A 21,112-nucleotide genomic window follows, 5' to 3' on the forward strand; every position below is an offset into this window, starting at 1 on the left:
CCCTTTCAGGGAGTCCGCCCCTGCCAGGCCTGATACCCGCCCGGGTAGCGAAAGACATTCGTGTATCCCAGACGCACGGCCCAGGCTGCGGCGATCCCGCTGAGCAGTCAGCGAAATCCCCGGCAATAGACCACGATGATCCTGTCCTTGTCCGCGCCCAGGACGTCCTCGAAGGCCTGCCGCCGGGCAGGAGGCAGGTCGCCCCGGTCCGAGAGGTCAACGGGCAGACTGACCGCACCGGGCATGTGTCCTTCGGCGTACTCGTAGGAAAAACGCACATCGACCAGCAGCACGCCTGGCTTGACGCGCAGCATCTCGCGCAACCCGGCGGTGGTGACCATCCTGTAGCCGTCGCGCTCGGCCGCACGCGCGGCCTGCTCATAAAGCGGGGAGCCGGTTTCCTGATCGGCCAGCCCAGTCGAGACGCAGCACAGCGCCGTCAGCACGGACAGACACAAGGCTCGTCGCAGCAGATGCATGATCCTCACGGCATTTCCCCCTCCCTGCAAACTTTAAAGGCCGCCCTCACCAATGCATGACGAAGGCGGCCAACGGGTGACGCATTGCGAACAGAGACCAGGCCCCGCTACTTCTTGATCTCGAAAGACCCGTCAGGGGCGAAACTGACATTGGCGTCAACGTAGTAGACGTCCTTCAGGTCAGGCCGCATGGCCTGGAACATGTAGAAGGCTTCGCCGCTGCGTGCGCCGGTGGAGCAAATGAACACGAGGGGCTTTTCCGCCGAGAACTCGTCTATTTTCTTCTCGAGCATGTCCACGGTCATGTTCACGGAACCGGGGATATGCGCGATGGCGAACTCCGCAGGTGCGCGCACGTCGATGAGCCGGATGCTGTCCACATTGTTCCGGGCCAGTTCGGTGAAGACATCGTTGTCGATGGTCCCTTCGGCAGCACCGGCCTTCAATGCTCCGGCCGGAGCAGCGGCCTTGGCCGGGGCCGGGGCCGGCGCGGCCTCCTGGGAAGCCCCCTCGGCGGTCCAGACCTTAAGGCCCTTGGCCACCCATTCAGGATCGCCACCCGCATACACGGCCACATTGGTGTAGCCTAGGGCTTCCGCCTTCCAGGCCGACTGGTGACTCAAGGGACATTCCACTCCGCCGCAGTAGAAGATCAGCTTCGCGCTCTTGTCGGCAGGCAGAACCTCGGCGGCCATCTTGTCGAACTGGCTGTCTGGCAGGCTCACGGCCGTGGGGATGTGCCCCTTGTCATAGCGGGGCTGCTTGGGCCGGGCGTCGATGATCATCACGTCCTCTATGGGTGTGGCCGAAAGCATGGCGTTGGCCACGTACGGCTTGACCTGATCGAGGGTCAGCAGCCGATGAAACGGTTTGGTCACCTTGGCCGGGTCGAGCACCGGAAGGGGCGTACGCACATCGCGCGCCGTCCACACCGTGTAGCCCAGGGATTCCCACTCCGGGTCACCGGCGGCATATACCTTGACGTTGGTGTAGCCCAGGGCCTCGGCCTTCCAGGCCGACTGGTGGCTCAAGGGACAGGCCAGTCCGCCGCAGTAGAAAACCAGCAGAGTGTCCTTGTCCGCAGGCAGGACCTCGGCGGCCATCTTGTCGAACTGGCTGCCGGGCAGACTCACCGCCGTGGGGATGTGCCCCTTGTCGTAGCGGGGCTGTTTGGGCCGGGCGTCGATGATCATGGCCCCCGTCGACGGGTTCTGGTTCAGCATGGCCTCAAAGACCAGAGGTTTGACGAACTCGATGTCCACCAGGGTGTGGTAGGGTGTGGGCACCTTGGCCGGATCGAGCTGGAGAGCCGCGCCCTTGTGACCGCGCGCGCCGGAACAGCCGGCGAGCAGCCCCAGAAGGAGCGCCACCACAAGAACATGAAGAAGGGATGATTGTCTGCGCATTGCCTTGCTCCTCATCTGATTGGTTGCATTAAAAGTTGAATTTACCGTACGGACAGCCGCCGCGCCTCTTGAAAGCCCGTGACTAGCCGTCTTTGTCCTTTTCGGCGGCCACCTGCGCGTACCACAACGAGTGATGATGCCGCACGTAGTGTTCGGACACGTTGCCGGTGAACATGGACTTGAATGCCGGGCGCTCCTCGCGGGAGATGGCGGCCATGAAGATGTGCACCAGCAGGCCCGCGAAAACCAGACCCACCGTCAGGTAGTGGATCACGCGGGACCAGGCCGCCGGGCCGGGGTTGTCCATGGATATGGTTGAAAAGAACATGACCAGGCCCGTGGCCACGATCACCACCCCGCCCACCACCGAGGCCTGGGCGAAGAGCTTCTGCCCGAAGTTGTAAAAGCCCTGGGGCGGCAGGTCCGGGCTCAGCCCGAAGCGCTCAATCCCTTTGCGACCCAGGGTCATCTTCAGGGTCATCTTGAGCAGCCACTGCATATCGCTGGCCGGAGACACGGGAAAAACCTCCTTGAGGAAGGACCAGGTCGCGCGCGGCTTGAAGAGGATGTAGGCCAAAAACGCCCCGGCCCAGACCAGGCCGAGGTACTGATGCACCAGGAGCAGGTTTTCCCCGCCGCCGAAAAGGCTGCGCATCAGGTTCGGTAACCACGCGCCAACGGGGTTCAGCTCTTCGTTCTTGATCAGCCCCAGGCCCGTCAGCAAAAGGGCGAACCAGCAGAAGGCGTTGAACCAGTGCATGAAGATGGAGAGCCGGGTATGTCTGTGGATCATTTTTTCACTCATGGGGCACCTCAATCCTTTCCCGGGGCTGACGATTCATGTTCGCTCTCCTCCCTGTCCGGAGAAAAAATCTGCTTGGCCCACATGACCGCGACACCCAGGGCGCTGAGGCCCACCGCCACCTTGACCACCGGGTTGACCAGGGTGGCCATGGTCGTGAACGCACCGGGGAATTCGACCTCGCCCACCCAGTCCGTGGGCGCGGTGGCAGCCACGTAATACATGTTTGGTTTGGTATCGATGCCCCCCCTGGCCAGCACCCGGACGGAAGGCTTTTCGCGCAGCAGTCGGGAGGCGTCGCTGTCCGGGTCGTTCAAGTCCCCAAAAACCCGGGCCTTGGTCGGGCAAGTGTCCACGCAGGCGGGAAGAAGACCGCGCTCAAGTCTGCCGGAACTGAAACAGAAATCGCACTTGTCCGGCACCCGCCTGTCCGGATGACGGAAGCGGGCGTCGTAAGGACAGGCCGTGATGCAGTTGCCGCACCCGATGCACAGCGCCTCGTTGACCCGTACGATCCCGTTCTGCGTGTCCTTGTAGGTCGCGCCGCTGGGGCAGGCCTGCACGCAGGTCGGGTTGTCGCACTGCATGCAGCCCCCAGGCTGGAAATGGGTCCGGGTCTGGGAGCCCTGGGAAAAGTCGGGGATGGTGTGCTTGATCCAGTTTCGCCAGTATCCGCGGGGCACGTTGTTCTGCACCTTGCACGAGGCCATGCAGGCCTTGCAGTCGATGCACATCGAGGAATCGATGACCATGGCGTATTTCTTCATCAGCCCACCCTCCTCGTCACGGTGACCAGGGTTTCATGCATGGCCATGTTTCCGGAAATGAAGTCCGCGTGATCTTCGAGCACCTCGGCGATACTCGCACCCCTGTTGTGCACCAGAGGCAACTCCGGAGACAGGGCCCCGAACCCGGTGGCCATGTACACGGTCTCCTCTTCCATGCCCTCGAAAAGCCTGAGCGCAAGCGTAACAGTTCCAGCCGCGCTCGCCACTTCGACCATTTCCCCATCCACAAGGCCCTGCCTGGCCGCCGACCGGGGATGCATCCACAGGGTGTTTTCGTCCTTGAACTGGATGAGCAGGGCGTTGTTGGTGTTGCTGTGGGTAAAGAAGGCCGTGCGTCCCACCACCAGCCTGAAGGCGCCCTCCTTGCGGCGCGGAGCCTTGTACACGGGCATGGGGTCGAGCCCTTCGTGGGCGTAGCGCTGGTTGAAGAGTTCGATCTTCTTCGCCTGGGTCTTGAGCGGCGAGTCAAAATAGATGCCGTAGACCTTGCTCGGATTGTAGTACACGCCGTCGGCCTTGATGGCCTCGAAGGCTTCGGGGATGCTCTCCAGCTGCAATTTGCGGTACTCGTCCAAGGTGAAGTCGAAACTCTCCGGGAAGCCCAAGCGTTTGGACAGTTCCGTACATATCCAGAGCATATCCCGGCATTCGTGCATGGCCGGGACCACGGCATCACGCCACACGGCGCAGGCGCAGGCCGAGGAGCCCTGCAGGGCGGAGACGGGGTCGTTGCGCTCCAGGAAGCTCGGCGAAGGCAAGACCAGATCCGAGTACCAGGCCGTGTCGCTCATGACGATATCCGCGTTGACCACGAAATCCAGGTGTTTGAGCATCTCCAGGGTTTTGTTACGGTTGGCCGCGGTCTGCATGAAGTTGGTCTTGAAGGTGAACCACCCGCGGATGGGATAGGGCTCCTCCTTGATGATGGCGTCGCGCATGAGCTTAAATGAACCCTCGTGGTGGATGAGACCCGGAGCCATGCCGTGATCGATGCGGTCATCAGGGTTGTCGTCGTACCAGGGCACGTCGAAGTACGGGGCGCGCACGCCCACTTCCCGCGACGCGAGGATGCCGCCGGGCCTGTCCCAGTTGGACAGGAGGGCGTTGGCGATGGCCATGGAACGGCGGATCTGCGTGGAGTCTTCGTAGTCCGAGCTGCGACGGCCGGGATAGATCATGGCCGCCGGGGCCGCCGCCGCGATTTCGCGGGCGATGCGCCGGATGTCTTCCGCCGGAATCCCGCATTCCCCGGCCGCCCACTCCGGCGTGTACTGCCGCACATGGGCCGCATACTCATCCAGCCCGAAGAGCATCTTCTCGGCAAAGGCCGGGTCGTAGAGCCGCTCTTCGGTGATGACATTGGTCAGGGCCAGGAAAAAGGCCATGTCCGTGCCGGGACGGATGGCGTACCACTCGTCGGCCAGGGCCGCGGTCTTGGTGTAGCGCGGGTCCAGAACCACGATCTTGCAGCCGTTCTTGCGGGCCTCCATGAGATCGATGGTGTCCGGGGTGATGATCGCCTCCAGGGGGTTGGCCCCGGAGATGATGATGTACTTGGAATAGAGCACGTCGGCGTAGGGAGTCTCCCCGAAGGTGTCGAGGTACGCCCGGTTCTTGCTCAGCAGACAAAGCGTCTCGTGCGAGGTCACGTTGTAAGAGCCGAAGACCTCGGCGAAGCGGATCAGGAACTGGGACTGCATGTCCGAGCCCGGAGAGAACATGACCCCGCAGCGGGTGTATTTCTCCGCGATGCGCGTGAACTGCTCCGCTGCATGATCGAGGGCCTGTTCCCATGTCAGCTGCTGCCATTTGCCCTCCCCGCGGGCGCCCTTGCGCAGGAGCGGGGTTTTCAGGCGGTTGGGGTCATAGAGGTGATCCACGGCCGCATTGCCGCGCGCGCAGAGCATGCCTCTGGATTTGAGGAATTTGGGGTTGGGGTCGAGCTTGACCACCCGGCCGTTCTGCACCCTCGCGATCATGCCGCAGCGGTTGAAGCACATGTCGCAGACCGTGTAGTGCGAGGTGACCGGAGCCTGGGGCGCCGCTCCTGCGGCATGGGCCGTGGCCAGATGGCCCTTCAGCGCCGGGACGCCGGCGGCGGTGGCCGCCACCGCCGCCGACGCCTGAAGAAATCCGCGTCTGGAGAGTGTTTTCGCTTGGGTTTTCATCCCGTGTTCCCTTTTCGAGCTGTCGGTGGCGGGTTTCAATATTCCTGCTCCTTCATGCATGTTCAGGCTTTGTGGCCGCGTCTAAAACCGCTTGATCAGCCGCACTTGGCCGGGGTCGGGGAGTCCTTGGCGCCGTCATGGACATAGCGAAAGATGTCCTGACGATCCTTATCGGAAATCTTGGACCACTCGTCCTTGCAAGGCAGGTCGCCATAACTCTCGAACACGGCCTTCCACTCGGCCTGGGTCTTGGCGTCGGGCCCGAGGTAATGGGCGGGCTTGGCCCCAACGGGATTTTCCATGTGGCACGGACGGCAGTTCTGGCGAAACAAAAAACGACCCTTGCGCGCGTTGCCCACTTCACTGGCGACGGAAATACCTACATAGGATACCAAAATCAGGGCGGCGGCGATGCCCACGAAAGTCTGCTTCTTCATGATGAACTCCTCTTGGTAATTGTCATGGATGATTGTCTCCGGTGTGACTGAGCAGTATAGAGCAGAACGCATACCAAAAGAGTAGGAATTGCCGAAGGCTAGTTCTCCCTTGAATTCATTGAAAAAATACAAATGAAAAAAACCGGGACGTCAGAAGTGGGCATTGACAAGTGATTAATCACATATCAACTGTATAAATGTTTTAAACAACTAATTCAGCACCGCTTACAACACCCGATTCGCGCTAACGCAGCCCCAGGAGACTCATGACCCCCCTCTTCCAGATCCCTCAAAAGCCCCAAACCGGCCTGCCCGCAACGCCCCCGCTGGAGGCCCACTGGCACGAAATTGTGGACCTCATGCAGGAAGGGCTCCTGCTGGTGGATCCGGACGGCTCCATCAAGATGGTCAACCGGGCCTTGGAAGAAATCACCGGATACAGCCGGGAGGAGCTCATCGGCGCCAACTGCTCCCTCTTCAAGTGCGACGCCTGCCGCCGGGTCCGTTCCGAAGCCCGCGAGGCCTGGTGCAAGCTTTTCGAACAGGGCGTCTTCGTGCGCCGCAAGTGCAGCATCATGCGCAAGGACGGCACCTACGTCCCCATCCTCAAGACCGCCTCCATTCTGCGCGCCGAAGACGGCAGCGCGGTCGGGGCCGTGGAGACCATGACCGACCTCTCGGAACTCGACCGCAAGGAAAACGAGTTGCAGCAGCTCTCGCGCATGCTTGAGGAAGAAACCGTATTTCACGGCATGGTCGGACATTCGCCGCAGATGCGCAGGGTTTTCCACCTGATCGAAAAGGCCGCGCAAAGCGACGCGCCGGTGTTCATCTGTGGCGAATCAGGCACGGGCAAGGAACTGGTGGCGAGGGCCATTCACGATCTGGGCCCCAGAAGCGACCAGCCTTACGTGCAGTTCAACTGCGCCGCCCTGAACGAGGCGCTCCTTGAGAGCGAACTCTTCGGGCACGTCAAGGGTGCGTTCACCGGAGCGTTCAGGCATAGGCAGGGCCGCTTCGAGGCCGCCCATGGAGGCGATATCTTTCTGGACGAGATCGGCGACCTGCCCATGCCGGTTCAGGTCAAGCTCCTGCGCGTGCTGGAGACCAAGACCTTCGAGCGGGTCGGAGACAACCGGCAGCTGTCCGTGGACGTGCGCATCATTACCGCCACCAACAAGGTTCTGCCGGAGCTCATCTCTCTGGGGCAGTTCCGCGAGGACCTCTTTTACCGTATCAACGTCATCCCCGTACACCTGCCATCCCTGCGCGAACGCAAGGAAGACATCCCCCTGCTGGCCGACTACTTCATCCAGCGGCTGCGCATGAAGAGCGACAAGGACATCAAGGGATTAAGCCCCCAGACCCTGCACCTCTTCATGGACTATTCCTGGCCGGGCAACATACGCGAACTCAAAAGCGCCCTGGAGTACGCCTTCGTGCTGGCCGACCACGGCCACATCGAGCCCGAGCACCTGCCGCACAACATCGCAACGCCCACCCTCGCTTCCGAAAATCCGCGCCCAGTCAACTTAGGTCAGGATACGCAGAAGCAGCAGCTCCTCCAGGCCCTGCGCCAGGCCGGTGGCAACAAATCGGAGGCGGCCAGGATACTGGGCATCAACCGCGTCACGGTGCTGAACCGCATGCGCAAATACGGCATCGACATGCCAAGGGTCATCCAGTCCTGAAAGAGCTGAAAAAATTCCGCCCAAGGCAAGAATTGGTTCTGCCGGCAATACAGGACCCAAAAATGTCAAAGGCCGAAACTTGAACGACAAGTTTCGGCCTTTCTCTACTTGATACGCCATCCAGGGGCCTGAAATCACATCAAGAAAAAACCCGTCCTAGACTGCAATTTCAGGATGAAAAACGTTTATATCCTTCAGATCATCCCCCAGATAAGTCCGCTCGTTGGGCCCGAGGATGCCAAGCGAGAGGCAGATCAGGGTCCACAGGTGCACCACTCCGTAATGTCCTTCGTAGTGTTCGCTCAGTTCATGAATCTGGGCATGACAGTTGTGACAGGCGGCGATGCAGTAATCGGCTTTGGTGGCCTTTATCTGCTCGTCCTTGGTCAGCCCGTAGGCCAGGCGCTGATCCTTGAACCCCGATTGCAGGAATCCTCCGCCACCACCGCAACAGTAGTTGTTGGAACGATTCGGGTGCATGTCGATGAAGTTTTCTTCGCCGACAACTGATTTCACGACAAAACGCAGGTCATCGGCGATGGCGTCTCCATAACTTTTCCTGACGATCTGACACGGGTCCTGCACCGTGAATTTTATCTTGAGATCCTTGTTCCATTCGGAATTGACCTTGAGTTTGCCTTCCCGAATCCATTTTGCATAATATTCATAGATGTTTTTTACTTCGAATCGATGCTCGATACCAAATTTTTCCAGTCCGGCCCGGACTGAGTATGTTACGTGGCCTCACTCGGTATTGAGAAAGACCTTGCACCCCAGCTCGCTGGCCTTGTCCGCCGATTGACGCGTCAAACGCTCCCAGCTCTGGTTGTCCGCCAGAAACATGCAGTAGTTCTCCCCGGCCCAGCCCCTTGACCCGTAGGTCCAGTCCGCCCCGACCAGATGCAGGATTTTCCACAAGGGGAGCAGCTCGTCGGGCTCGGTCACGGGCTCGCGCGAGTTCTGGTTGAGGAAGAATTCCGCGCCTTCCTTGTCGATGGGCGCTTCCATGTCCTCGAATTCGGGCTGCGCCTCCCGGCATTCCGTCAGGATGTCATCGACCACGAAGGCGAAATCATCCGGCGCGGTGCCCATGGCGCTTCCGCTCTCGTTTTTGAGCGCCATGTCGCAGGAGCCCATGATGCCCTTGGGGCGCGTCTCCCTCGGCCAGGCGGCCCTGGCCTCGTAGACCAGACGGGGAATGTCGATCTTCATGGGACAGGCGTAAATGCAGCGCTGACACATGGTGCACATCCAGACCCAGGGCGTGGACAGAACTTCCTCGTCCATGCCGAGCGCCGCCATGCGCAGGAACTTGCGGGGGTCCATGCCTTCCAGGCCGGAAGCCGGGCATCCGGACGAACATGCCCCGCAGGTCAGACACATGTTCAGGTTCCCCCCCTCGGGCAGAATTTCCCGGACTGTTTCCATGAAGGTACTTTTCCCGCGACCAAGCTCGATTATCTTTCCGTTCAACATCCCGGTATCCCCCGAAATGAATGGTTACCCAAGCGGCCGAAGCGCAGGCGGAGACGGCCGGGCCAAGCCGTCCGCCCCCGTGTGCGCCCTTAGAGCTAGACGGTGGCCGCGACATCAACCACCTGACCGGTCTGATCGTACATCAGCCCGCAACGCAGGTCGAAGTGGCGGTTGACGCTCATGGTCGGACACGGCGCATTGACCGAGACCTGCACCACGGTGGAGCCGAGGAAGGCTTCTTCCGGGTCGTCGGCCTTGGAATGGTGAGCCATGATGATCAGATCCGCGCCGATCTGTGTGGCCATGTTCAGGATCTCCATGGCCGGCCGACCGAAACGACCCGCATAGACGCAATCGTCGATGCCCTGGAGCCGGTCGCCGTATTCGGCTTGCAGCCTGGCTTCGACATCGGCTCGGCCCTGCGGCGAATCCGTCGAAGTCTCGCTGACATTCATGAGCGTGAGCCGGGCCTTGTACTGCCTGACCATCTGGCCGCCGTAGCTGACCGCGCACTCGGACTGATCGGAGAAGTCCGTGGCCACGAGGATGTTGGAGAACGCCGGATCCTTGCACTCCACGGCGCGATGCACGATCATGACCGGACAGCGCGCCTTCTGGCTGACCCGTTCCAGGGTGCTGCCGGCCATGCCCCACATCTGGGCCCGCTTTTCCTCGTATTCCTTGGTGTGCGGCCCCATAACCACCAGGTCGGTGTCCTTCTTGCGCGCCAGGCGCAGAAGCTCGTTATGCGGAATCCCGGCCACGACCTGCACCGCGACGCTCGGCAGGTCGGCCAGCAGGGAAGCGTACATTTCTCGGATGCGCGCCTCCAGCCGGGCCGTCTCGCCCGAGGCCTCCAGGGTCTCGATGGAACCCCAGCCCTGCTCCATTCCCGCCACGTGGACCAGATAAAGATTGGACTCGAACTTCTTGGCGAAACCCACCGCGGATTCAACCGCGCATGCATCCACGCCGCTGGGCGTCACGCCTACGATGATGTCCTTGAACATAACTACCCCCTTTGTTTTTAATCAGGTTTCGCGGGCAAGCGTCTCGTCACCTTCGCCTGGCGCTTCGTGCCGCCAGGCCCGGGATCTGATCCCGGCGCGCATGCTCCCATCCATGCTCATGTTCTTGTCCAGCAACACGGAGGGTTCCTCCAGGCCGAACGCCAGGCCCATGAGCTGGGTCAGATACAGTATCGGCACATGGTGCCCCCCGGCCGCCGAATCGTGCTGATATGCCTCCAGATTCATCTGGCAGAGCGGACAGACCGTGGCCACGGCGTCGGAGCCATCGGCGGCTCCCAGAATGGCGGCCACGGAATGCATGGCCACCTCCGGATGCGTGACCATGAGGGAAGCGCCGCAGCATTTGTTGCCCATGTCCCACGGCAGCGGCTTGGCTCCCAGGGCCGAGAGCACGTTGTCCATGCTGACCGGGTGCCGGGGATCATCGAAAACCTCGTAGGGACGCAGGATCTGGCATCCGTAGTATGCGGAGACGCGCATCCCTCCGAGATCGTTGATGATCCGTTCCTTTATGGGATCAAGCCCGATGTCGTTGACCAGCACGTCCAGAATGTGCCGCACCCCAACCGTGCCCCGATAATTCAGGCCCGACGCGCCAAGGGCCTCATTGACCCGCGCGTGCAGATCCTTGTTGCCGACGACTTCGCGGTTGACCTTCAGGAGATTGAGGTAGCAGGCGCTGCACGGGGCGAGCACGTCCAGCCCCGGTAGCTCCTGCTCAGCCAGGGCGAGATTGCGGGCCGGGAGTGCGTAATTCATGAGCGCGCTGACCGGCTCGGCCGCGCTGGCCCCGCAACAGGTCCAGTCCGGTATGTCAACGAGCTCCACCCCCAGCGCGGCCATGACGGCCCGCACGGACACGTCGAACTCCCGGGCGCTTTCCTGCAGCGAGCAGCCTGGATAGTAGGCGTATTTCATGATTCCTCCTCCATCTCGCGCACCTTGGCGAAAAGCTCCTTCAGCCGCCCTTTCTGGGCGCTGCTCGGCGGGTGCAGCTTGCCGGCCCGCATCATGCGCACCCCCAGAGGCAGGTAGTGCAGCGGCAGGAGCGGGTCGCGGCTTTTCAGGAAGTAGCCGGGCATGAGGCTCGTCTCCTGCACACGCCCGTACTTCTCCACGTTTTCCATGAATGCGTCGTAAAACGCGCTGTTCTTCCTGATCTTCCACGTGCCCCGCTGCCGGGCCAGCCGCTTCAGCGCCCCCATGGCCCGCGTCAGCTTCAATCCGCGCGGACAGCGCAGGGTGCACATGTAGCAGGAAGAGCACATCCAGAACGTTTTGCTTTCAAGAATCCTGTCCAGCATTCCGAACTGCACCATCCGCCACATCTGCCGGGGCGTTATGTCCATGGCGAAGCCGTTGGGGCATGACGCGGTGCATGTTCCGCACTGCATGCAGGCCCCGATCTCGCCGCGCAGCTCTTCAAGAATCTCCCGGGTAACGGCATCCGGGCTCCATGCGTGTGCTTGCGTCTGGTTCATGATCCACCTCCCCTTGGCCTAGGCCAATTGTTCCAGGGCGGCGTCAATGACCGCCATCATCGGTCCGTCATGGAAGCCCTTGATCACCGTTGCGCTGTTGGGGCAGACCGCCGCGCAGGCTCCGCAGCCCTGACAGAGCATCTCATCGACCAGTATGAGCTCGTTCTCCAGATCCACGGTGCGCGCCCCGTAGGGGCAGGCCGCCACGCAGGCCTGACAGAGGGAGCACAGGGACGGCCGCACCGTGGCCACCAGGGTCTCCCGGGCCACCTTGCCCGCCGAGAGGATGCGCAGGGATTGCTGGGCCGCCGCCTTGGCCGAGGCCACGGTTTCGGCCATGCGCCGGGGCGAATGGGCCAGCCCGCACATGTAGACTCCCTGCTTCAGGAAATCCACGGGCCGCCATTTGCTGTCCGCCTCCTGGAAGAATCCGTTGGCGTCGGTCTTGACCCCGAAGATCTCCACCAGATCGTCCACATCGTTCGGCTCCACCCCGCTCGACAGGGACAGGATGTCCGCGTGCACCTCTATTTCATTGCCCAGAATCGGGTCCAGGGCGGTGATCACGGGCTTGCCTTCGACAAAGCGCACCTTGGGCGGTTTCTCCAGATCGTAACGGATGAAGATCACTCCGGCCTTGCGCGCCTGGGTGTAATAGGCCTCAAGGAAGCCCTGGGCCATGATGTCGCGGTAGAAAACATAAATGGGCAGGTCGGGGTTGCGCTCCTTCATGGTCAGCACGTTTTTCAGCATCTCCGGACAGCAGATGCGGCTGCAGTAGTTGCGCTCGCCTTCCTTGCGGGACCGCCAGCACTGAATCATGGCCACCGCGCCAAGGCTGCCCACGTCAAGCGCGCCCGTGGCCAGTTTCTCCTCCAGCCCGAAGTGGGTCATGACCGTCCTGTGCACGCAGAATCCGCTCTCGTAGATCTTGGCCTCATGACCGCCGGTGGCCAGAATGGTCACGCCGTGTTCCAGCGGGAAGATGCCATTGTCGCCGCTTATGGCGGAACGGAAGCGTCCGGCGCTGCCTCGGGAAAGAACCACGCGCGCGTCCTTGAAGACCTTGATGCGCGGGTGCTTTTCGACCTGGGCGACAAGGTCCTCCATGTACTTGCGCGGGTCCGTGCCATCGAGCTGGGTGTGCAGGCGCAGGGCCATGCCGCCGAGCTCCTCCTCGGCCTCCACCAGACAGACACCGAAGCCCTGGTCGGCGATGGCCATGGACGCGGTCAGACCGGCCAGGCCTCCCCCCACCACCAGCGCCGAGCGCGACACGTCCATGAGCACGTCCGGCGGCGTGGGATCGACACCCTGCAGTTTGGCCACGGCCATGGACAGGCTGGAGAATATCTCGCGCGCCACGTCCACGGCGTCGCGCCCGTTGAAGGTCGGGGTGTGCACGTCGACCACATCCATGAGCGCCGGGTTGAGCCCCACGGTGCGGGCCATCTCCTTCAAGCGCGGAATGTAGGCGTAGGGCATGCAGGCCCCTATGAGAATGCGGTTGGGTTTCTTCTGTTTGACCGTTTCAAGGATCTGCTTCCAGCCGGCTTCGGTGCAGGCCTGGAACACGGGAAGCACCGTGCCGACCGAATGGACCCGGCCCACGGTGTGCGCCAGCTCGTCCAGGTTCACCGCCTTGCCCAGGGTCGGACAGGAGGTGCACACGGCCACCAGGGTGCGCACCGGCTCGCGGGAAACATCCGGATAGTCCGGCTCCGCGGGCGCCGGAGCCGCCCCCAGCACGTCGTAGATCTTGATCATGCGCGCCGCCGCCTCGGACGCCGCACCGGCCTGCATGACCGACTCGGAGATGTCGCGGGGCTCGCCGAACGATCCGGCCGCGAACACGCCGACCCGGCTGGTCCGCTCCGGGGCATAGGGCTGGGTCTTGCAAAAGCCCCACTCGTTGGTCTCGATGCCAACCGTGGCGGCGAACTTGTCCATACCCCTCGGGGGCCGGGCGCCCACGGCCAGGACCACCATGTCGAATTCCTCCGAGCGGCGCGTGCCGTCATCGCTCAGCGATTCGAGCAGCACCCCGCCGCCCTCGGCAGGCACGACCGAGTGCGGCCGGTTGCGCACGAAATGCACGCCCTGCTGCACGGCCTTCTGCCGGTAATCGTCCCAGCCTTTGCCGAAGGTGCGCATGTCCATGTAGAAGATGGTGGCATCCACTGCCCCGCCCGTGACCTTCTTGGCCAGCATGGCCTCCTTCATGGAAAACATGCAGCAGACCGAGGAACAGTAATCGGCGTTCTTGCCCACATCGCGCGAGCCCACGCACTGAATCCAGGCGATCCTGTTCACGGGCCTGCCGTCACCCGGCCGCGTCAGCCTGCCGCCCGTGGGTCCGGTGCCGCTCAGCAGACGCTCGAACTCCACGGCGGTCAGCACGGCCGGATGGCCGTACCCCCAGATATCCCGTCCGCCGTTTAGGTCCATGTCGGGATTGTAGCAGTCGAAACCTCCGGCCAGGATCACCGCGCTGACCTGCAGCTCTTCGGTGGTGTCGGACATGATGCGCATGTAGTGCTTGTCCAGCCAGGGCACGAACTTCTTGGACGAGAGCGGCTTCATGAACAGATCCCGCGCCCCGCGCCGCACCAGATCGGCCGCAGCCTCTTCCTGCCCGGCGGCGGCCAGGACGGCCACGGGCATGCCGGGACTGAGTTCCTGGGCGCGGGTCATGACGCGCTGGGCATCCACGCCCTGCAGATTGAGCCCCACGAGCACGAAATTGATCGACGCGCCGGACTCAAGCAAATCCAGGGCTTCCTGGCCACCGGCCGCCTCAAAGACCGGGAATTGCAGATGCTCAAGGCTTTCGCGCACCGTGGAGCGGGTCTGCTCCTCCTCGTCCGCCACCAGAATGCCGAACCGCGCGCGCTCTTCGAACTTGAGGTCAATGGCCCCTGTCGGACAGACTTCGTGGCATTTCCAGCAGCGGATGCAATTATCAAGATCCAGGACATAATGATTGGGAATGGCGTGCGGCACCGGCAAATAGACAGCCGAGCGCTTCGTCAGCCCGGCGTTGAATTCGCTCGGGACCTTGACCGGGCAGACCTCGGAACATTTCCCACAGCTGACGCACTTGTGCGGATCGACCAGTGGGGAGCGCCTGCTCAGGCTGACGAAGAACTTGCCGGGTTCACCTTCCAGGGACGCAAGCTCCGTTGAAAGCATCAGATCTATATTTTCATGAAACATGCCTTTGCGCAGACAAAACTGGCTGGACGCATCCCGGCTCATGAGCGGAAGCATGCGGCACATGCCGCAGTGATCCGAAGGGAACTGGTAATCCAGCTGGCTCAGGATGCCGCCATGACTGGGGCGTTTGTCGATCAGGGCCACCTTGTGTCCGGTCACGGCCAGATCAAGAGCCGCCCGGATTCCGGCGATACCCGCGCCCACCACCAACGCGCCGTATTGTTTCCTCATTGCCTCCTCCTCGGATTCAAGCCAGGTGCGAAACCGTATCCTGATATTCGTCCTCCCTGAACACCGTCAGGGGCGGAGCCTGGTCCAGACTGAGTCCAGGCTGATAGTCGAAACTCTTCTGCGTGCGGGCGGCCACGGTGCGGAACAGCTCCACGACCTCCACCCCGTTGGGGCAGGCGTTGGAACACTGGCCGCAGCCCACGCAGGCCGTACTCATGTGCGCCATGCGCGTGAGATGGTAAAAGACGGTGTCGGTAGGCAGCTTGAGGCTGCCCTTGCGTTTGGCCCAATCCAGATATTGCCAGGGCTTGTGCTCGAAGACGTCGGTGTTGAAGACGCACTCCTTGCAGTAGCAGACCGGGCAGGCCACCCGGCAGTTGTAGCAGTTCACGCAGGAGCCCAGATACTGGGCCAGCTTCTCCAGCGTCGAGGTCCGCTCCTGCACGTCGGCGTACATGGCGTCCCGCGCCGCCTCACGCTCACCGACCAGGGCGGCGACGGCGGCCTCGCGTTTCCCGTCGGGTTCCTGGGCCTGCAGCCCCATGGCCCCGAGCAGGGCTTCGCCGCGAGGACTGGCGGCCATGATCTGGATGCCTGAAGAGATGTCGCCCCCGAAAAGGCCGACGACAATGTCCGTGCCTTGCGGCGTGGGGTGCTCGCAGACCTTGCAGGCTCCGGCCAGCTCGACGGAAGCGGGCTTTTGGCCCTCGGCCAGGGCCTTGTGGAATTCGGCGCTGGCGGCCATGGGCTCGCGCTCGCCGAGAAAATCGCGATAATGCATGTTGTCGTAGGCTCCCGGACAATCCATGCCGATGAGGATGACCTCCTCAAGGGAGCCCTGATTGAGCTTGACCAGTTCCATGAAGGCCCGGATCTCGCAGGGGCGCATGACCACGGCGAAGCGTTCCCCCGCCGAACCCTTGCTCAGCCGCGAGACGAGCTTCGCGCTGCTCATGGGAAAGGCCGGAGCCAGCGGGTCGGCCCGATCCAGCTGGGCCGGATCGGTGACCAGGGTCGGCATAGGCATGCCGCCGCCGAAGAGATGCACGGGGACCATGATGCCGGACAGGGATTCGTCCGCCAGCAATTTCCTGAAAAAATCCTGCAGGGCCGGAACCGGGCCGTGTTCGCCAACTTCAATTCGTACCGTGGTGGCCATGATTACTCCTCCCCGTCCGCTTAAAGGGCTGCCATGCCGCGCACGTCCAGCGGGCCGAGCTCTCGGATTTCATTGATGAAATTATTGACCGTGGCCGCAAATTCATTGCCTTCGCTGGCCCCGACCCAGGTCAGGCGCAGCCGCCGTTCGTCGATGCCAAACTGCGGCAGGATCTCGTTTAAAAGCTTGACCCGCCGCCGGGCCTTGTAGTTGCCGTTTATGTAGTGGCAGTCGCCGGGATGGCAGCCGCTGACGAGCACTCCGTCGGCCCCGGACAACAGGGCCTTGATGACATATTTGGGATCGACCATGCCCGTGCACATCATGCGCACAAGGCGGACATTGGGCTGCTGCACCATGCGCGAGGTTCCGGCCAGATCGGCGGCGGTGTAGGTGCACCAGTTGCAGACAAAAGCCAGAATGGCGGGTTCAAATTCCTGGTTCATACAATCCTCCTCACGCCTCTGCTCGGTTCGCGGTTTCGTAAATATCTCCAATCAGGGCCATTATGTCCGGCTTGCGGTCCAGCAGACCGTCTATCTCGTTGAAGACCTGCACCTGGCGGAAATGCTTGATCTGGGCCGCTCCGCTCGGACAATGCCCGGCGCAGCTGCCGCAGCCCTTGCACATGGCCTCGTTGATGACCGCTATGTGGCGACGCTCGTCGAACTCGATGGCCGAATACGGGCACAGCCCGATGCACATCTTGCAGCCGACACAGATGTCCGGATTGATCCAGGAGGTCGTGGGGGAGATGGACACCACCCCGCGCGCGGCCAGGGCCAGGGCCTGCGCCGCGCCGCCCGCGGCATGGGCCACGGCGTCGGGAATATCCTTGGGCCCCTGGCAGGTTCCGGCCAGATAGATGCCGTCCGAGGCCGTGGAGACGGGACCGAGCTTGGGGTGCTCTTCAAGGAAAAATCCGTCCCGGCCCTGGGACACGCCGAAAACACGGGCCACTTCCGTGGTGTCCGCGCGCGCCTCCATGGCCGTGCACAACACGACCATGTCCACGGGCACACGCAGACGAGTCCCGAGCAGGGTGTCCTCGCCCACCACGACCAGCTTGCCGTTTTCCTGGACGACTTCAGAAGGTCTGCCGCGCACGAAGGTCACCCCTTCGTCCTGAACGCGGCGGTAGAATTCCTCGTATCCTTTGCCGAAACAGCGCATGTCGATGTAGAAATTGTAGACTTCCGCCCCGTGCCCGACCTTGTCCTTGATGAGGTGGTCGTACTTGAGGGCGTACATGCAGCAGGTACGCGAACAGTACTCGTGGTAATTTTTGTCGCGGCTGCCGACGCAGTGGATGATGGCCACGCTCTTCGGGGCCTCGCCGTTCTTCATCAGGATCTTGCCGCCGGTGGGGCCCACGGCGTTGTTCAGACGCTCGAACTGCAGGGCGGTATAGACCTCCGGATAGCGGCCGAACCCGTATTCGGTCATGGGGGTCGGGTCCATGGTGTCGTAGCCCGTGGCCAGGATCACGCTGCCCACATGGTAGACTTCCCGGCGGTCCTGCTGGGTGAAATCGATGGCTCCGGTGGGACAGGTCTTCTGGCAGACGCCGCACTTGCCCTTGGTGAGCATCTTGCAATGCTCGGCGTCGATGACCGGGGTGCTTGGCACCGCCTGGGGAGAATTGCGGTAGATGGCCCGGCGCATGCCGAGACCCTCCTCGAATTCGCTCAAGACCTTGGTCGGACATTTTTCCAGACACGCCCCGCAACCCGTGCAGATGTCCTCGCGAACGTAACGAGCCTTGCGCCGCACGGTGACGGTGTAGTTGCCGACAAAGCCCGTGACCTCCTCCACCTCGCTCCAGGTCAGAAGGTCAATATTGGCTTCCTGGGCCACGGCCACCATTTTCGGAGTGGAAATGCAGGCGGCGCAGTCCAGGGTGGGAAAAGTCTTGTCGAACTGGGCCATGTGTCCGCCGATGGACGGGGACTTCTCGACCAGGATGACGCGATGCCCGGAGCGGGCGACATCGAGCGCGGCCTGGATGCCGGCGATGCCCGCGCCCACGACCATGACGTCGGGCACGACGGCCACCTCGCGGGAATGAAGCTCCTGATGCCTGCGCACCCGAAGCACGGCTGCCTCGACGATATGCTTGGCCTTGGCCGTGGCCTCGGCCTTGTCACCGGTCACCCATGAACAGTGCTCGCGGATGCAGCAGTGCTGCATGAGGTAGGGATTGAGCCCGGCCCGGGCACAGGCCTTCTGGAATGTCTTCTCATGCAGGCGCGGCGAACAGGAGGCCACAACCACGCGGTCCAGCCCGTGTTCGTTAATGTCCCGGATGATCATGTCCTGGCCGGGATCCGAGCACATGAACTGGTAGTCACGCGAAACCGTGACGTTCTTGAGCCCCCGTGCAAAAGCGGCCACGTCCGGACAATCCACCTTGCCCGCGATGTTCGAGCCGCAGTGACAGACATACACTCCTATCCTTCTGGCCATGTCATCCCCCTTGTCCCTCGATCAGCGAAGACTTCCGCCCTTGTTCAATTCCAGGGTCAACTCGCCCACCAGACGCTTGAGCTTTTCGTTCTCGGCAGCCAGGTCCGACTGACTCGGGGCTCTGGGCTGCTCCTCGAAAATGAGGTGGCAGTGCTCCAGGAAATGTCCCCGCCATTTATAGTACAGCCCCGGTCGCAGCTCATGGTTTCGGCAGATCTCGTTCACACACCCGCCCATGAGCCCTTCGAGCACGATACGCGCCTTGGTTCTTGCGTCCCATTTGCGTTTCATCCTCCACTCCTCCTCGCAGGGGGCACCCTGTCATCAGATCATCAATGACCTCTTGCCGGGAAGGCGAGAACGTACTTTCCGCGCCATGCGCCAGCACAAAATTCAAATTCAACCTATATTGCGATGTAAAAGAACTCCGCTGCAGAGCGCCCTTGCTCTCTCATGTTGTCCGTAAAAACACTTTGCGTGCCGAATCATTCATTCCAAAATAATTCAAGCAAATGGATAAAAAACAGTACGCAATTATGAAAGGAGAGAAGGTGAGAGACAAATGAACTTTGTCTTGGGACAAGAGAAGTGTCTTACTTGACGAGACAGCAAAACAGTGTAGGTGAGAGCCATGTCCTTGCACCGGTCGGAGCAGGCCCTTCCGGACCGGACGACACTCACCTTTGCGAAGCCCTAAAAAGCCTGATTATCGTCTTGCCAGACAAGACAGCACTGCGGGAGTCTTCATGAGCGACATTCTGATCATCGATGGCGATGCGGCATTTTGCCAATCGCTGATGGCGGAGCTGGCCAGGCACAACCTGCACGCGGCCCACAGCACGACGCTGTCCAAAGGTCTTGCCATGCTGCACGTGGGCGAATTTTCCCTGGTCCTGCTCGGCGACGAGGCCGGCAGCAAGAACAGTCTGGAATTCCTGTCCACCCTGCGCGAGGTGCCGTCGCGCCCGGAAATCATCGTCATGTCCAAAAGCCGCGACCCGGACGCGGCCGAGGCCGCCATCCGCGGCGGGGCCTGGAATTTCATGCCCAAACCCGTGAACATGCAGCGCCTCATGGTCCTGGCGGAGCGGGCCCTGGAATACCATCGCGAGCGGCCCGCCAAGTGCGCGCCGGTCTCCCTGCGGCGCGAAGGGATCGTCGGCAACAGCCGCCTGCTCAACTCCTGCCTCGACATCGTGGCCCAGGCCGCATCCACGGATGTGAACGTGCTCATCACCGGCGAAACAGGCACCGGCAAGGAGCTCTTTGCCCGGGCCATCCACGCCAACAGCTCGCGCGCGGGCAAGCCTTTCGTGGTGGTCGATTGCGCGGCAATGCCCGAAACCCTGGTGGAAAGCATGCTCTTCGGCCATGAACGCGGCGCGTTCACCAGCGCGGAGAACCGCTCCATCGGCCTCGTCAAGCAGGCCGACGGCGGGACCCTGTTTCTGGACGAGGTCGGAGAACTGCCCCTGTCCACCCAGAAGGTCTTCCTGCGCGTGCTCGAAGGCCGCAGCTTCCGTCCCGTGGGCGGGGCAAAGGAGATCACCAGCAATTTCAGGCTGGTGGCGGCGACCAATCGAAATCTTGAGGCCATGGTCCGGGCCGACACCTTTCGGCGGGACCTGTTCTACCGCCTGCGCGGGATACGGCTTGAGCTCTCCCCCCTGCGCGACCTGCTGGACGACCTGAACGATCTCATCTGTCACTTCGTGCGCCGCACCTGCAAACGGCTGAACATAGACAACAAAGGCTTCTCTCCGGACTTTCTCGACACCCTCATGCAGTACGAATGGCCGGGAAACATCCGCGAGCTGGTCAACGCCCTCGATCAGGCCGTGGTCCGGGCCGGGACCGAACCCATCCTCTACCCCCAGCACCTGTCCAGAAACATTCGCGCCAACGTCGCCCGGCTCCTGGTCGCGGAGCTGCCCGAACTTGAAAACAGGACGCCACCGCTCACGGACGGGGAGGCTTTCCCGAGCCTCAGGGAGTATCGTGAAAAGCACATGGCCGAGCTGGAGACGTGGTATCTCAAGAATCTGATGCTGGTCAGCAAGGGCGAAATCGCAAACGCCTGCCGTCTCTCGGGCCTGTCCCGACCCAGGCTCTACGCACTGCTCAAGCAAAGGGGCGTTGAGCGCGGTTCTTGACGATTTACCGACAGCTCCGATGCGCCCCCGCGACGTCACGTGCCCTGATTCCTCCGGCGCTACCCGCCACTTTCCGCTTGCAATGCGGGACAAAAAGAGTAGTGCCTGCGCCTATTGATCGATCAAAC

The 21,112-nt window shown here is 62.0% G+C and carries 16 protein-coding genes and 1 pseudogene; 2 read left to right on the forward strand and 15 right to left on the reverse strand.

The genetic code is table 11. The features are described 5' to 3' along the window. Positions 1–8 precede the first annotated feature (8 nt). From BMZ24_RS02745 to BMZ24_RS02770, 6 genes and pseudogenes are all read right to left on the reverse strand, one after another. Positions 9–479: pseudogene (locus tag BMZ24_RS02745) on the reverse strand (rhodanese-like domain-containing protein); the annotation flags it as partial. A 107-nt stretch (positions 480–586) separates the two neighbouring features. Next, positions 587–1,885, reverse strand: coding sequence for a rhodanese-like domain-containing protein (locus BMZ24_RS02750; protein WP_092189022.1), 1,299 nt, complete (start codon positions 1,883–1,885; stop codon positions 587–589). A gap of 82 nt (positions 1,886–1,967) precedes the next feature. Then, positions 1,968–2,690: a formate dehydrogenase subunit gamma gene (locus BMZ24_RS02755; RefSeq protein ID WP_092189024.1), complete on the reverse strand. Its 723-nt coding sequence runs from the start codon at positions 2,688–2,690 to the stop codon at positions 1,968–1,970. A gap of 8 nt (positions 2,691–2,698) precedes the next feature. Further along, the gene (locus tag BMZ24_RS02760) at positions 2,699–3,454 is read right to left on the reverse strand and encodes a 4Fe-4S dicluster domain-containing protein (protein ID WP_092189026.1); all 756 of its coding nucleotides are present in this window, start codon (positions 3,452–3,454) and stop codon (positions 2,699–2,701) included. Next, on the reverse strand, positions 3,454–5,643 hold the full coding sequence (locus BMZ24_RS02765) for a molybdopterin-containing oxidoreductase family protein (RefSeq protein ID WP_092189028.1): 2,190 nt from the start codon (positions 5,641–5,643) through the stop codon (positions 3,454–3,456). Before BMZ24_RS02765 ends, BMZ24_RS02760 begins: the two co-directional genes overlap by 1 nt. A gap of 95 nt (positions 5,644–5,738) precedes the next feature. Beyond that, entirely contained in the window at positions 5,739–6,080 is a 342-nt protein-coding gene (locus BMZ24_RS02770) for a c-type cytochrome (protein WP_092189030.1), read from the reverse strand. A gap of 266 nt (positions 6,081–6,346) precedes the next feature. Between BMZ24_RS02770 and BMZ24_RS02775 the strand changes: the two genes are divergently transcribed. After that, a complete protein-coding gene (locus BMZ24_RS02775; protein ID WP_092189032.1) occupies positions 6,347–7,771 on the forward strand; it encodes a sigma-54 interaction domain-containing protein in 1,425 nt (474 codons plus the stop codon). A gap of 156 nt (positions 7,772–7,927) precedes the next feature. On the opposite strand, the gene BMZ24_RS02780 is transcribed toward BMZ24_RS02775, so the two are convergent. The 9 genes from BMZ24_RS02780 to BMZ24_RS02820 form a co-directional block, all read right to left on the reverse strand. Continuing rightward, entirely contained in the window at positions 7,928–9,247 is a 1,320-nt protein-coding gene (locus BMZ24_RS02780; RefSeq protein ID WP_092189034.1) for a (Fe-S)-binding protein, read from the reverse strand. Positions 9,248–9,342: 95 nt separating this feature from the next. Further along, positions 9,343–10,257, reverse strand: a complete 915-nt coding sequence (locus tag BMZ24_RS02785; protein WP_092189036.1) for a universal stress protein — start codon at positions 10,255–10,257, stop codon at positions 9,343–9,345. Positions 10,258–10,278: 21 nt separating this feature from the next. Beyond that, positions 10,279–11,196: a CoB--CoM heterodisulfide reductase iron-sulfur subunit B family protein gene (locus BMZ24_RS02790; RefSeq protein ID WP_092189038.1), complete on the reverse strand. Its 918-nt coding sequence runs from the start codon at positions 11,194–11,196 to the stop codon at positions 10,279–10,281. Beyond that, on the reverse strand, positions 11,193–11,759 hold the full coding sequence (locus BMZ24_RS02795; protein ID WP_092189040.1) for a 4Fe-4S dicluster domain-containing protein: 567 nt from the start codon (positions 11,757–11,759) through the stop codon (positions 11,193–11,195). Before BMZ24_RS02795 ends, BMZ24_RS02790 begins: the two co-directional genes overlap by 4 nt. 18 nt (positions 11,760–11,777) lie before the next feature. Further along, a complete protein-coding gene (locus BMZ24_RS02800) occupies positions 11,778–15,206 on the reverse strand; it encodes an FAD-dependent oxidoreductase (RefSeq protein ID WP_092189042.1) in 3,429 nt (1,142 codons plus the stop codon). A gap of 16 nt (positions 15,207–15,222) precedes the next feature. After that, a complete protein-coding gene (locus BMZ24_RS02805; protein ID WP_092189044.1) occupies positions 15,223–16,365 on the reverse strand; it encodes a 4Fe-4S dicluster domain-containing protein in 1,143 nt (380 codons plus the stop codon). A 20-nt stretch (positions 16,366–16,385) separates the two neighbouring features. Continuing rightward, positions 16,386–16,811, reverse strand: a complete 426-nt coding sequence (locus tag BMZ24_RS02810) for a hydrogenase iron-sulfur subunit (protein WP_092189046.1) — start codon at positions 16,809–16,811, stop codon at positions 16,386–16,388. A 10-nt stretch (positions 16,812–16,821) separates the two neighbouring features. Beyond that, the gene (locus BMZ24_RS02815) at positions 16,822–18,831 is read right to left on the reverse strand and encodes a CoB--CoM heterodisulfide reductase iron-sulfur subunit A family protein (protein ID WP_092189048.1); all 2,010 of its coding nucleotides are present in this window, start codon (positions 18,829–18,831) and stop codon (positions 16,822–16,824) included. 21 nt (positions 18,832–18,852) lie between these two features. Continuing rightward, entirely contained in the window at positions 18,853–19,122 is a 270-nt protein-coding gene (locus BMZ24_RS02820) for a transposase (RefSeq protein ID WP_092189050.1), read from the reverse strand. Between the two features lie 455 nt (positions 19,123–19,577). On the opposite strand from BMZ24_RS02820, the gene BMZ24_RS02825 reads away from it, so the two are divergent. Continuing rightward, a complete protein-coding gene (locus BMZ24_RS02825; protein ID WP_092189052.1) occupies positions 19,578–20,984 on the forward strand; it encodes a sigma-54-dependent transcriptional regulator in 1,407 nt (468 codons plus the stop codon). Positions 20,985–21,112 lie beyond the last annotated feature (128 nt).

It is taken from the genome of Desulfomicrobium norvegicum (genome assembly GCF_900114595.1).
GTDB lineage: Bacteria > Desulfobacterota > Desulfovibrionia > Desulfovibrionales > Desulfomicrobiaceae > Desulfomicrobium > Desulfomicrobium macestii.

Coding starts and splice junctions, on each gene's coding strand:
- BMZ24_RS02750 (WP_092189022.1), bottom strand. CDS start 1,885: ATGCGCAGACAATCATCCCTTCTTCATGTTCTTGTGGTGGCGCTCCTT.
- BMZ24_RS02755 (WP_092189024.1), bottom strand. CDS start 2,690: ATGAGTGAAAAAATGATCCACAGACATACCCGGCTCTCCATCTTCATG.
- BMZ24_RS02760 (WP_092189026.1), bottom strand. CDS start 3,454: ATGAAGAAATACGCCATGGTCATCGATTCCTCGATGTGCATCGACTGC.
- BMZ24_RS02765 (WP_092189028.1), bottom strand. CDS start 5,643: ATGAAAACCCAAGCGAAAACACTCTCCAGACGCGGATTTCTTCAGGCG.
- BMZ24_RS02770 (WP_092189030.1), bottom strand. CDS start 6,080: ATGAAGAAGCAGACTTTCGTGGGCATCGCCGCCGCCCTGATTTTGGTA.
- BMZ24_RS02775 (WP_092189032.1), top strand. CDS start 6,347: ATGACCCCCCTCTTCCAGATCCCTCAAAAGCCCCAAACCGGCCTGCCC.
- BMZ24_RS02785 (WP_092189036.1), bottom strand. CDS start 10,257: ATGTTCAAGGACATCATCGTAGGCGTGACGCCCAGCGGCGTGGATGCA.
- BMZ24_RS02790 (WP_092189038.1), bottom strand. CDS start 11,196: ATGAAATACGCCTACTATCCAGGCTGCTCGCTGCAGGAAAGCGCCCGG.
- BMZ24_RS02795 (WP_092189040.1), bottom strand. CDS start 11,759: ATGAACCAGACGCAAGCACACGCATGGAGCCCGGATGCCGTTACCCGG.
- BMZ24_RS02800 (WP_092189042.1), bottom strand. CDS start 15,206: ATGAGGAAACAATACGGCGCGTTGGTGGTGGGCGCGGGTATCGCCGGA.
- BMZ24_RS02805 (WP_092189044.1), bottom strand. CDS start 16,365: ATGGCCACCACGGTACGAATTGAAGTTGGCGAACACGGCCCGGTTCCG.
- BMZ24_RS02810 (WP_092189046.1), bottom strand. CDS start 16,811: ATGAACCAGGAATTTGAACCCGCCATTCTGGCTTTTGTCTGCAACTGG.
- BMZ24_RS02815 (WP_092189048.1), bottom strand. CDS start 18,831: ATGGCCAGAAGGATAGGAGTGTATGTCTGTCACTGCGGCTCGAACATC.
- BMZ24_RS02820 (WP_092189050.1), bottom strand. CDS start 19,122: ATGAAACGCAAATGGGACGCAAGAACCAAGGCGCGTATCGTGCTCGAA.
- BMZ24_RS02825 (WP_092189052.1), top strand. CDS start 19,578: ATGAGCGACATTCTGATCATCGATGGCGATGCGGCATTTTGCCAATCG.